Source organism: Streptococcus sp. A25 (genome assembly GCF_043674095.1).
Lineage (GTDB): Bacteria > Bacillota > Bacilli > Lactobacillales > Streptococcaceae > Streptococcus > Streptococcus suis_V.
Window position 1 is genome coordinate 22,682 of the sequence record NZ_JBIMJO010000023.1, and the last position, 11,855, is coordinate 34,536.

An 11,855-nucleotide genomic window follows, 5' to 3' on the forward strand; every position below is an offset into this window, starting at 1 on the left:
ATTTTCTAATACTTTCCTAATTCTCGTAAAGAGGTGTGATTTTCTTGAATGCGACGGAACATTTTTTCCATGTCCGACTTGCTGAAGTTGACTAAAACTGGGCGACCGTGCGGACAGTTATAAGGATTTTTCGTGTGGGACAGCTGGCGAATGAGGTCACGCGCCGAATAGTCATCCAAGGCATGGTTAGCCTTAATCGACCGCTTGCAGGACATCATAATAGCCAACTCAGCCCGATACTGCTTGATGGAAACTTGGTCGGTCAAGAGCAACATGTCACACATCTCATAGACCCCAGACTCAATCTCCTCTTCCTGCATCCATATCGGATGTTCCCGCAGGATGAATTGGTTGCTACCGTACTCTTCTAGATTGATGCCGACCTGACGCAGGCTATCCAACTTATTGGACAGGGTCAGGGCATCATTTTGCGGAAATTCAAAAATGTAGGGTACCAACAGTTGCTGGGCAGAATTGTCCACCTCGCCAATTTTCTCACGGTAGTATTCGTACTTGACCCGCTCCTGAGCAGCGTGCTGGTCGATGATATAGAGACCGCCCTTACCTTGAGCGAAGAGATAGGTTCCGTGCATCTGACCAAAATATTCTAATTCTGGGAAGGTCGACGTCTGTTCTTGGTCCAGCTGATTGGCCAACTTGGCTAATTCTTTCTGACTGAGGGCTGGATGCTCGACATCCTGCTCGTCTGCTGACAAACGCTGGGCAAATTTGATAGCTGCAGCCTTAGGCTCAGGCTGACTCGACTGCTCTGCCATTTCCAATGGCGCAATCTCCTCCGCCACAACCTCTGGCTTGAGGAAGAAATCTTGCTTGACCGTGTCGTAGTAGAGATTGGTCTCGCGTAGCGGTAACGTCGTCTGCTCAGCCTTGACCTTGGTCCGCGTGCTGGATTTGGCCAGATTTTCCAAAGCATCTGGAATCAAATCTTGCTCCTTGAGGGCTTGAGCAATGGCTTCACGAATGAGCTGCATCAGCTCCTTTTCCTTGGAAATACGGACTTCCTGCTTGGTCGGATGGACATTGACATCAGCCAGATAAGGGTCAATCTCAATAGCAATCACCGCCAGTGGAAAACGTCCGACCATGAGCTTACTGCCATATCCTTCCAAAATCGCTCGGTTAAGCAGGAAATTCTTGATGTAGCGGCCATTGATGAAAATGCTGATGTAGTTGCGGTTGGCCCGGGTCAATTCGGGCAAGGAAACATAGCCCGACACCTGAAAATCCAAGTCCTCGGCAACAATTTCAACCATTTTCTTAGCCGATGCAATGCCGTAGACACCAGAAATGGCCTGACGGAGATTGCCTGTTCCAGCAGTGGCAAGCAATTCCCGACCTTCATTTATCAGAGTAAAGCTGATTTCTGGATGGGCTAGGCTGAGACGGTTGACAACGTCGATAATGTGAGATAATTCGGCCTGCTGGCTGCGGACATATTTGAGCCGAGCAGGGGTATTGTAAAATAAATCCGAAACCGTCATCTGAGTCCCGACTGGACGGCTGATAGGTTCTTCTTTTTCAACTACCCCGCCCTTAGCCTCCAGCAAGATGCCGTGAGGATGATCCGCAGTGGCCGTTTCAATCACCATCTGGCTGACAGAGGCGATAGAGGGCAGGGCCTCACCACGAAAACCCAAGGTCCGAATACGAAAAAGGTCCGCTTGATTTTTTATCTTGCTAGTCGCATGACGGCGAAGGGCCAAGCGCACCTCATCATGCGTAATGCCCTCGCCGTTGTCCGTAATTTGAATGGTCTTGAGCCCCGCTTCTTCAATCACAATCTGAATCTGAGTCGCGCCTGCATCGATGGAATTTTCCAAAAGCTCCTTAACGACACTGGCCGGACGCTCAATGACCTCTCCGGCTGCAATCTGATTGGCTAGAATATCTGGCAATTCAATAATATGATTTGTTTTAGTTCTCTCATTTGTCATATCTTTTATTATAGCACAAAGACAATATCCTATCGATTTCTTCTATATCAGCTAAAAAGAACGGGTAATTTATAAAAAGAGAACGATATTCCCTAACCTTAGACGAATGTTTTACATCTAAGAGATTATTTGGCTTGTTTCATCTCCTTAAAAAGTGAGTAACATCCCCATCCGCTAAACAGGGCAAAGGCAACTGGCAAGAGAATTTGAGACCAATCAAAGCCTGTGATGAGATTATAAAGAATATAGCCACAATTAAACAATAAGAAAAAACCAAAAAATACAAGTTGAATTGTCTTCATGAAAACTCTTTATTAATTCCTATATCCATTGTAGCAAATTTTGCTTATTTATCCAAAGAACGATTGATTCGTTCAATTTGTTGGCGCATCTGATGGATATTAAACCAATAAATCAAGGCATAAATCAAGATAAAGAGCATCCAGAAAAAGAGCAGTCCAGCAAGATTGACTGGAAACCATCCCGCTAAAATCGATAGCGGTGTAAAACCGATTGCCGTTACCAGAAAATGCATCACCATCATCCGAACCAAGCTCCAATCTTGCTCAAAAATCTTGTCCGCAGCTTGGAAGAGCACACCAATTGCCCCCCAAATAACAACCGAAATCAGCATAATCAGCGGCTGCGAAAACCGCTCCAGATAAATGGCTCCCATGGTCGAATGAGGATTAATTGGCAAATAGTAACCTTCGCCAAAGAAGCTTGCCATAACAATTGAAATTAAACTACCAATGGTAACACCCAAAGATGCCGATAAGAGATATTTTTTCATAATCCTAACCTTTCTTTAATAACTTTCAAATAACGGCGAGAGGAATATGTTCCCGCCCCATTTTTCATGACTAACTTGACCAAGCCATTAGGTGTCTGTTTTAAGTGACCCAATTGCTTCAAGTTGATGATTTCTGACTGAGAGACCTGTAGAAAATCCAATGACAATACTTCCTTGACCTGATAAAGCCGCAAATCTGACTGGTAAACTGCATCCCTCGTCTCAATCTGCAATATTTTATTTTCCAAATAGAGTCGGTAAATCTCCGACAACTCCAACAAGTGAACCTCCTCACCTTTTTTGACCGTCAGACGCTCCGCCTGCCTACCAAAGGTCTCAATCATTTCCACCAAGCTACTAATCTGTGATGTTAATTTTCTCGCTTCAACCGTAACCAAATCTTCTAGGATTTCGGGCGAGATAGCAACCTTCACTTTCATAAACTCTCCTTTCTTTTTTCAAAGCCAGCTAACTTCTAGGACTATTAAAACCCATTAACAGACGAATTTCAATAGCCTGTCGCCATTCGGTCAAATTCAACGTCTAAACGGCAAAAAAGCCAGAACCACTGTTCTGACTAACATCATTTTAACGTCTAGTCTCCTTGCGCATAATGCGATTGAGAAAGAGTGCAATCACTACCCACAGACCTGCCGAGAGGATAATGACCCAAAACCAAGACTGGCTGATTTTCATGAAAATACTAGGAAGTTCCACGTTCATACCGAAAAATCCTGTGACAATGGCTGGGATGGCCAAAAGGATAGATAATTTGGTCATGGTTTTCATGGTATCGTTCAAATTGTTGTTAAGGACATTATTGTAGGTGCCTTCCAACTTCTCGATGACTTGGGCTGATAGATTGGTCATTTCCATCAGCTGACGGGCCTCGATGTGGGCATCTTCCAATTGTTCCAGTTCATCTTCCGACAAGCTTTTGTAAAAGGTCTGCCCCTGCAATTGTTCCAATAACAAAGCATTTTGCTTGCTGGCAGAGGCCAGATAAACTAGACCAGTTCCCAAATCTGACAATTCCAAAAGAGATTTTTTGGTCGTCTCATCGCGCAAGACCCTGTTTAATTCCGAACTTTTACGGTTCAATTTCTCCAGAACTGGGAAATAGGCTTTTGAAATCAGAAACAGGGCAGTGAAAACAAATTCTAGCATGGTCGCATCCTGTCGCCTATGCAATATTCGTTCAAAACTGGCCTGCAAATAATTGGTATCCTCACCAAAAATCGTCAGCAACTGATTGCCAGATACAAAGAAAGACACCGGAGCTGTCTGGTAGGTCAAATCTGACTTAGAATTTGAACGCAGGGCATTGTAAATCACCAACAGCTCCTGACTATGTTTGTCATACTCCAAACGCGCAAATTCATTTTTATCCAATACGTAGGACAGGATTTCCGAATCCAAATGGAGATTTTCCTTCAAAAAATCAATATCTGTTGTCTCGCCCGCATCTGCCACCAACCATGTAAAATGAGTTGTCGTGATTTTTTTCATTCCTTACCTCAATTATTTCTTCTTGCCGGCGCCCATTTCACAACTTTTTCTTCAGCTCTGCCACCGCCATCATGACTTCCATCGGGGTCATATTGTAGATGTCCAGAGCCTGCAATTCATCCAACACAGGATGGCTGCTAATTTCTGCAAATAAATCCAACTGCCCCAAGGCTGGTTCACTCACTAGATTTGGCTGACTAGGCTGACTGGACGGCGCATGATTTTCCAACTGCTGCAAAATACTATCCGCCCGTTTGAGCAAGTCCTCTGGCATGCCTGCGATTTTGGCTACATGGATACCGTAAGACTTGTCGGCAGGACCTGGCGCAATCTTGTGAAGGAAGGTCACCTGACCATTTTGCTCCAAGGTCGACACATGGACATTCTCCAAGTGCTCCAAGGTCTGTCCTAGCTCGGTCAATTCATGGTAATGGGTCGCAAATAAGGTCTTAGCACCAATCTTGTCGTGGATATACTCAATAATGGACTGGGCCAGAGCCATACCGTCGTAAGTCGCTGTCCCACGCCCCAACTCGTCAAAGAGAATGAGCGAGCAGTCTGTCGCCAAACGCACAGCCTTGTTGGCCTCCATCATTTCTACCATGAAAGTCGACTGCCCACTAACCAAATCATCCGCCGCACCAATCCGAGTGAAAATCGCATCAAAAATTGGCAATTCCGCCTGATCAGCCGGCACATAGGAACCCATCTGCGCCATGATAACAATCATAGCCAGCTGGCGCATATAGGTCGATTTACCAGACATGTTGGGCCCCGTAATCAGCTGCATGTGAGTTTCCGCATCCAGATGGATTGAGTTGGGAATATAGGTCTGCTTACCCATAACCTTTTCCACTACGGCATGACGACCTCGGTCAATGGTCAATTCGCGGTGCTCCGTAAAGGTCGGACAAACCAAGCGCTCTTGCTCCGCCACAACCGCAAAAGACTGCAGGACATCAATAGTCGCAATGGTACGAGCCAATTTCTGCAGGCGACCGATGTATTTCTCCACTTCTTGACGGATGCGCATAAAAATCTCGTACTCCAGATTGGCTGATTTGTCACGCGCCTCCAGCATCTGACCTTCGATTTTGGATAATTCTTCCGTCCCATAGCGCTCCGAATTTTTCAGCGTCGCCTTACGGAAAAAATGTGTTGGCACATTACTTAAGTTGGAATTAGTCACGTGAAAATAGTAACCATCTTTTTTATTGTAATCAATCTTGAGATTATTTATACCAGATGCCGTCCGCTCCTTGGCCTCAATTTCCGCAATCCAGCCCGCACCCTCACGCATGACCAGACGATACTGATCCAGCCTTTCATCAAAGCCCGTCTTAATGATATTGCCATCGGTAATCGGTCCATTGGCCTCTGGGTCAATAGCAGAGCTAATCAGCGCATGAAGTTCTGGGATAGGATCCAACCCCTGAACCAAGCTAGCCAGAGCAGGCTCTCCCATCTGCGACAGGATATTTTTGATAGCCGGCACATTTCCCAAGGTCTGAGAAAGTTGCAAGAGATCCTTGGGCAAGGTTTTCCCGAAGGATACTCGGCTGGCCAAGCGCTCAATATCATAGACCCCTTTCAGCGCCTCAATCAAGTCGCTACGCTCAAAGAAATAATCCAAAAAGACCTGCACAACTGCCTGCCGCGCCTCAATTCGCCCCTGATCAATCAAAGGACGGTCAATCCAAGTCCGCAAGAGCCGCATCCCCATAGCCGTCTTGGTCTCATCCATGAGCCAGTAAAGACTGCCATGTTTTTTACCAGTCCGCCCATTTTCCAGCAAATCCAGACTGGACTTGGTCGCATAATCCATCTGCAAATAATCCTTGATTTCATAGTGGACTACCTTTTGCAAATGCGCCAAATCTCGCATCTGGGTCCTATGCAAATAAGACAGCAATTTCCCTGCTGCAGCCTTCTCCAAGTCCGTCAAGGATTGGTCAATCAGATGAACGTCATCTGCAACCTCATCCTCAAAAGACAGGAGCAGATTCATCTGATTGGCAAACACCTGCTCTTCCTCTTCAGAAAGGGTAAAGCCGATGACCACTTCACGCGCCCGCAGATTACGGATTTCTCCGCAGAGACTAGCAAAATCATCCAAACTAGTCACGAAAAATTGTCCGGTTGCCACGTCCATATAAGACAGGGCAAAATGAGCCCCGCTACGCTCAATGGCAACCAAGAAATTGCTGTCGGCTCCCATTTTCGAGGAATCCGTCACCGTCCCCGGAGTGATGACCTGAACTACTTCACGCTTGACCACACCGACAGCCTGCTTAGGATCCTCCATCTGCTCAGCAATGGCGACCTTATGCCCCAGCTCCACCAGCATATCAATATATTGCTGGGCTGCATGATAAGGCACACCGGCCATGGGAATAGGATTGTCCGCATTCTTATTGCGACTAGTCAGAGACAGCTCCAAAATCTGAGCCGCCTCGACCGCATCTTCATAAAATAACTCGTAAAAGTCTCCCATACGGAAAAGCAAAAAAGCATCTGGATATTGCGCCTTAATATCCAGATACTGCTGCATTCCTGGAGAAATTTTTTCTGTTGCCATAGTCTCTCACATTCTATACTAAATAAGAGTTAATCTCTGCCTCTACCTGCTGGGCCGCTGACTCGTCTCGGCAAATGACTAAGAGGGTATCAGCTCCTGCAATAGTTCCCAAGATTGGCGCAGGCTTTTCCGCGTCAATAATATTGGCCATCAAGGCTGCTTCACCCAAGTCTGAGTGGAGTACCAAGATAAAACTAGCGCGCTCGACCTTGTAGGCATACTGGGCCAGCAATTGGACAAAGTGGACCTGGTCATCCTCGACAGTCATGGAATAATAGGATCGTCCACCCTCATACACTTTCACAACTCCCAGCTCTCGCAAATCCCTAGAAAGAGTGGTCTGCGTTACCACAACCCCCTGCTCTTCCAGGCCTCTTTGAATATCTGTTTGACGACCTATTTTTTCTTGACGAATCATAGACTTGATCAAGTCATGGCGTTCTAGCTTGTTCATCATCTTACCTCTGAATGTATATTTATAAATATTATATCATTTTTCACAACTATTGACTTAGAATTATGTTAAAATAGAATCAATAACTCCTGGAGGGATTTGTATGAATCATAAACAAATGATTGCTGAAAAATTGGCTGCTGTGCTTCCTAACTTGGAAGTTGAAGCCATTTATGCACTGCTTGAAAAACCAAAGTCATCCGAAATGGGTGACATCGCCTTTCCAGCTTTCTCACTAGCAAAGGTTGAGCGCAAGGCACCACAAGCCATCGCAGCTGACATTGTTGAAAAGCTGGATACTGCAGGTTTTGAAAAAGTCGTGGCAACTGGTCCTTATGTCAACTTCTTCTTGGACAAGGCCGCAATTTCGCACGATGTCCTGACCCAGGTCATCACCGAAAAGGCAGACTACGGTCAACTAGCTATCGGTCAAGACCGCAATGTCACTATCGATATGTCTAGCCCTAATATCGCAAAACCCTTCTCTGTTGGACACCTCCGTTCGACCGTTATCGGGGACGCTCTGGCAAATATCTATGCAAAACTGGGCTACAAGCCAATTCGTATCAACCACCTGGGCGACTGGGGCAAACAGTTCGGTATGCTGATTGTTGCTTACAAACTCTGGGGCGACAAGGCAGCGGTTGAAGCTGACCCAATCTCTGAATTGCTCAAACTCTATGTCCGTATCAATGCTGAGGCCGAAGAAAAACCTGAACTGGACGAAGAAGCTCGCCAATGGTTCAAAAAATTGGAAGACGGCGACCCTGAAGCAAAAGAATTGTGGCAATGGTTCCGCGACGAAAGTTTGGTGGAATTTAACCGCATCTACGACAAGCTAGGTGTTACCTTCGACAGTTTCAACGGTGAAGCCTTCTACAATGACAAGATGGATGAAGGAATTCAAATCTTAGAAGAAAAAGGCCTGCTCCATGAGTCTAAAGGTGCCCGCATTGTAGATTTGGAAAGCTACAACCTGCCACCAGCCCTCATTATGAAAACAGACGGTGCCACACTTTATATCACCCGCGACATGGCTACAGCTATGTACCGCAAGCGCACTTATGACTTCGTGAAAAACATCTACGTCGTTGGTCAGGAGCAAATTAACCACTTCAAGCAACTGAAAGCTGTTCTCAAGGAAATGGGTTTCAACTGGAGCGACGATATGAAACATATCACCTTCGGCTTGGTGACAAAAGACAAGAAAAAATTGTCTACTCGTAAGGGAAATATTATCCTGCTCGAGCCGACGCTTGATGAGGCTATCTCACGCGCCCTTTCTCAAATCGAAGCTAAAAATCCAGACCTGGAAAACAAGGAAGAGGTGGCGCATGCAGTCGGTGTCGGAGCTGTTAAGTTCTACGACCTCAAAACCGACCGCGACAACGGCTATGACTTTGACCTAGAGGCTATGGTATCCTTCGAAGGCGAGACTGGTCCTTATGTTCAATACGCATACGCCCGCATCCAGTCTATCCTGCGCAAGGCTGACTTTACACCAAGCGCTGACAATGACTACAAGCTGGCTGACGCAGAAAGCTGGGATATCATCAAGCACATCCAAAACTTCTCAAATGTTGTTGAACGTGCCGGTGACAAATTTGACCCATCTTTGATTGCCAAATACGCCATCAATCTGGCTCAAGCCTTCAACAAATACTACGCCCACACACGTATCCTGGACGAAAGCCCAGAACGTGACAGCCGTCTGGCCCTTGCCTACGCAACTGGTGTCGTTCTCAAAGAGGCTCTCCGCCTTCTCGGTGTCCAAGCCCCTGAAAAAATGTAATTCATCCCAATCCTTGACCATTTTGGTTAAGGATTTTTTATTTTTCCCAATTTTTTTGGAAAAATTCCAGCCGACTTGCGAACAGAGTAAGTGAGGAGGCGAGGAGCAGTCAATCAACTCCGAATGCTCAATGAAGGTCATATCCAGATTAATACTCTTCGAAAATCATCTTATCCGTTGTCAACTTGCCTTGGTGAACTCCAGTTCTACCTTCGGCGTCGTTTCCTAGGCTACTTTTGATTTTCATTGAGTATATGCAACGAATCTGAATGTGAGGTTCATTCAATATAAATCTAAATTTCATAAAGAACTAAGAAACTGTAGTCACAAGTAAGCTACCTTAATTAGCTCAAATGCCGAGATGTGAATACAGGTTCTAACCCCCAATCCTGAACAATATGATTGGCTGCCTCCGAAACTTCCACATAAAAAATTTTTAAAAGGAGTCTGAATGACAAAACAATCACTTACACACCATGCATCACGCTTTTCTATCCGAAAATATTCTTTCGGTGCTGCCTCAGTCCTGCTGGCAACTGTCAGTCTGCTAAATGCCCAACTGGTTGCGGCTAGTACGACAGCTTCTACCACCAATCCTTCTACGGCACAAGCAGGTAGCCCAGTTCAAACGAGTCAGGCAAGTCAAACAAGTACTGAAACAAGTACATCTTCTACCAATACAAACCAAGCCAGCCAGCAAACGACTGCTACAAAGACCAGTGATGCAGGAATAATTTCCAAGCCACAAGAAGTGATTACCCCACAAACAAATACAAGTACGATACAAGCAGTAGCTCCTGCAACTACCAGCAGTAGCTCTGCCATTTCCAAAAACCAAGCCAGAACCATAACAATCCCGCAAACAGCTGGGACAAGCAATACCACGACAAATACTGGGACCGCGCGCACTGCGGTCACTCCAAGTAACCAAATGCGAACAGCTAGCACAACAACCACTTCTGCAGCCCTTGGGGACAACTATCCCTATAAAATTGGCTGGCAGGTCGACCCTTGGGGAATGTACACGCGCCAGTGCACATCCTTCGTCGCCTTCCGCCTCAGTACTACAAACGGCTTTACCCTACCGCGTGCTTACGGTAATGCCGATGTTTGGGGTTACCGCGCCCAACGTGAAGGCTACCGCGTAGACATGAACCCTGCCATCGGCTCTGTTGCTTGGTGGAATAGCATGCACGTGGCCTGGGTATCCGCTATCAATGGTGATATGGTAGAGATTGAAGAATATAATTTTAACTATAATGAAAGTTACAATAAACGCTGGATTCATAAAAATTCAGTCAGCGGCTATATTCATTTCAAGGACTTGACCGGCTATTCTGGAGCGACTACCACTACACCGGTCTCGACGACACCAACCAAGCCTGCAAGTTCAACAACCAACCTAGCTCCAAGCGGAACCTACACTTTCACCGCCCAAACCGCCATCAAGGCTGAGGCAAAAATAGCTAGTCCAACCTTGGCAAACTATCAAGCAGGGCAAAGCGTTAACTACGACCGTGTCTTGGAAGCAGACGGCTACCAGTGGATTAGCTACCTCAGCTTTGCTGGAAATCGTCGCTATATACCGATTAAAAAATTGACAACAACCGCTACTACTACGACCACACCTACTCCAAAACCTGCACCAACCAGCCCAAGCACACCGGCCCTACCTTCGTCGGGCACCTATACCTTCAAGAACCGATTGGCCATTCGAAATCAAGCTAGTTTATCAGCTTCAATTCTAGCCTACTATAACGTCGGTCAAAGCGTCAACTATGACCGAATCGTCCAGGCAGAAGGCAAGCAGTGGTTGAGCTACTTATCCTATTCTGGTACTCGTCGCTACATTGCCCTACCTTAAGCAACAAAAAAATGCACACGCTACATCAGCTGTGCATTTTCTAATTATTAGATATCGGTTGCATTGGTTGCTGCATTTGGCTTTTCCTTGGGCTTACGCAAATGGAAAAATACAGTCACACCAAAATAGATAACAAACAAGACAATATTGACAATATAGCCTCCCATCAAGGTTGCAGATGTTCCTTGGCGGGTCAATGCATCCGTGAAGATAGAGACTAAGCCCTTACCACCAATAAAGGCGTAGGTGTTAAATAACAAGGCTCCAAAGACATAACCGAGATAGGTAAAGGAGGCCTGCTCGTTCTTTTTCATGAAGAGGAAGACGATTGTTGCTACTACGGTCAACAGCAAAAGCGCTGCCAGAACCTTATTGATAAGATTTGTTTGGAAACCGATAGCCTCCTTGGTATAGATGAGGAAGTTTTCGTCTATACTTGGAGCACTTTGCACCAGTTGAAGCATGGCTTCCTCATTATAATGTGAGAAAAATGCATTGTAGACCCGCAAGAGACTGGCAATAGCTGATAGAGCTACAAAAATATAGAGATGAATTGGTCTTTTCATAAGAATACTCCTTTTTACATTATATTACACGCTTATATTTGTTTTGTCAATATAATTTTGATATAATAATCACAAAGGAGGGCTTTGAGATGAAAAAACGAAAGTTCTATAATGAAGTTAGCCACCCCAACCTAGCCAAAAAACAGCTGTTTCAACTGGTTCAGCTGTCTGTTCTGGTTTCGTTTGTTAACAGGCTTGGACCTGTTAGGCTGGTTTACCAAGGCGAATGAGAGCCTTGGCTGAGCCAACAAAACAGGTTCAAGGGTACCTGTTGACAAATGAAAGTTCCTTGTAGGTAAAAGAAAACACCTCCGTGTTATACTTGTAGTTCACCACAAACACAA

General features: G+C 45.6%; 11 protein-coding genes. 3 read left to right on the plus strand and 8 right to left on the minus strand.

Translation table 11 applies throughout. The features are described from left to right. Nucleotides 1-5 precede the first annotated feature (5 nt). The 7 genes from mutL to argR form a co-directional block, all read right to left on the minus strand. Entirely contained in the window at nt 6-1,955 is a 1,950-nt protein-coding gene (gene mutL / locus ACHBID_RS09845) for a DNA mismatch repair endonuclease MutL (RefSeq protein ID WP_394732212.1), read from the minus strand. A gap of 125 nt (nt 1,956-2,080) precedes the next feature. Further along, nucleotides 2,081-2,257 carry a hypothetical protein gene (locus tag ACHBID_RS09850; protein WP_161942998.1) on the minus strand — a complete coding sequence of 59 codons (177 nt, stop codon included), beginning with the start codon at nt 2,255-2,257 and terminating at the stop codon, nt 2,081-2,083. A gap of 44 nt (nt 2,258-2,301) precedes the next feature. Further along, complete coding sequence (locus ACHBID_RS09855) at nt 2,302-2,748, minus strand: DUF3021 domain-containing protein (protein ID WP_105110238.1); 447 nt, start codon at nt 2,746-2,748, stop codon at nt 2,302-2,304. Beyond that, nucleotides 2,745-3,188, minus strand: a complete 444-nt coding sequence (locus ACHBID_RS09860) for a LytTR family DNA-binding domain-containing protein (RefSeq protein WP_105110239.1) — start codon at nt 3,186-3,188, stop codon at nt 2,745-2,747. The genes ACHBID_RS09855 and ACHBID_RS09860 overlap by 4 nt, the downstream gene beginning before the upstream one ends. 148 nt (nt 3,189-3,336) lie before the next feature. Further along, a complete protein-coding gene (locus ACHBID_RS09865) occupies nt 3,337-4,257 on the minus strand; it encodes a magnesium transporter CorA family protein (protein ID WP_172009683.1) in 921 nt (306 codons plus the stop codon). A 37-nt stretch (nt 4,258-4,294) separates the two neighbouring features. After that, nucleotides 4,295-6,835, minus strand: coding sequence for a DNA mismatch repair protein MutS (gene mutS / locus ACHBID_RS09870; RefSeq protein ID WP_394732211.1), 2,541 nt, complete (start codon nt 6,833-6,835; stop codon nt 4,295-4,297). 13 nt (nt 6,836-6,848) lie between these two features. Then, nucleotides 6,849-7,289 carry an arginine repressor gene (argR, locus tag ACHBID_RS09875; RefSeq protein WP_105110242.1) on the minus strand — a complete coding sequence of 147 codons (441 nt, stop codon included), beginning with the start codon at nt 7,287-7,289 and terminating at the stop codon, nt 6,849-6,851. A 103-nt stretch (nt 7,290-7,392) separates the two neighbouring features. Between argR and argS the strand changes: the two genes are divergently transcribed. After that, the gene (argS, locus tag ACHBID_RS09880; protein ID WP_172079461.1) at nt 7,393-9,081 is read left to right on the plus strand and encodes an arginine--tRNA ligase; all 1,689 of its coding nucleotides are present in this window, start codon (nt 7,393-7,395) and stop codon (nt 9,079-9,081) included. A gap of 451 nt (nt 9,082-9,532) precedes the next feature. Beyond that, nucleotides 9,533-10,945: an SH3 domain-containing protein gene (locus ACHBID_RS09885; RefSeq protein WP_394732210.1), complete on the plus strand. Its 1,413-nt coding sequence runs from the start codon at nt 9,533-9,535 to the stop codon at nt 10,943-10,945. Between the two features lie 47 nt (nt 10,946-10,992). Here the strand turns inward: ACHBID_RS09885 and ACHBID_RS09890 are convergent, their stop codons facing one another. Then, nucleotides 10,993-11,511: a hypothetical protein gene (locus ACHBID_RS09890; protein ID WP_105122408.1), complete on the minus strand. Its 519-nt coding sequence runs from the start codon at nt 11,509-11,511 to the stop codon at nt 10,993-10,995. Between the two features lie 89 nt (nt 11,512-11,600). Here ACHBID_RS09890 and ACHBID_RS09895 point away from each other — a divergent pair, with 89 nt between their 5' ends. Beyond that, nucleotides 11,601-11,741 (plus strand): hypothetical protein, encoded by a 141-nt coding sequence (locus tag ACHBID_RS09895; protein ID WP_161948257.1) that lies wholly within the window; start codon nt 11,601-11,603, stop codon nt 11,739-11,741. Nucleotides 11,742-11,855 lie beyond the last annotated feature (114 nt).

Excerpts from the sequence above, each read along its gene's own strand:
- argS (WP_172079461.1), top strand. The coding sequence starts at position 7,393 with ATGAATCATAAACAAATGATTGCTGAAAAATTGGCTGCTGTGCTTCCT.
- ACHBID_RS09865 (WP_172009683.1), bottom strand. The coding sequence starts at position 4,257 with ATGAAAAAAATCACGACAACTCATTTTACATGGTTGGTGGCAGATGCG.
- mutL (WP_394732212.1), bottom strand. The coding sequence starts at position 1,955 with ATGACAAATGAGAGAACTAAAACAAATCATATTATTGAATTGCCAGAT.
- mutS (WP_394732211.1), bottom strand. The coding sequence starts at position 6,835 with ATGGCAACAGAAAAAATTTCTCCAGGAATGCAGCAGTATCTGGATATT.
- ACHBID_RS09885 (WP_394732210.1), top strand. The coding sequence starts at position 9,533 with ATGACAAAACAATCACTTACACACCATGCATCACGCTTTTCTATCCGA.
- ACHBID_RS09895 (WP_161948257.1), top strand. The coding sequence starts at position 11,601 with ATGAAAAAACGAAAGTTCTATAATGAAGTTAGCCACCCCAACCTAGCC.
- ACHBID_RS09855 (WP_105110238.1), bottom strand. The coding sequence starts at position 2,748 with ATGAAAAAATATCTCTTATCGGCATCTTTGGGTGTTACCATTGGTAGT.
- argR (WP_105110242.1), bottom strand. The coding sequence starts at position 7,289 with ATGAACAAGCTAGAACGCCATGACTTGATCAAGTCTATGATTCGTCAA.
- ACHBID_RS09860 (WP_105110239.1), bottom strand. The coding sequence starts at position 3,188 with ATGAAAGTGAAGGTTGCTATCTCGCCCGAAATCCTAGAAGATTTGGTT.
- ACHBID_RS09850 (WP_161942998.1), bottom strand. The coding sequence starts at position 2,257 with ATGAAGACAATTCAACTTGTATTTTTTGGTTTTTTCTTATTGTTTAAT.
- ACHBID_RS09890 (WP_105122408.1), bottom strand. The coding sequence starts at position 11,511 with ATGAAAAGACCAATTCATCTCTATATTTTTGTAGCTCTATCAGCTATT.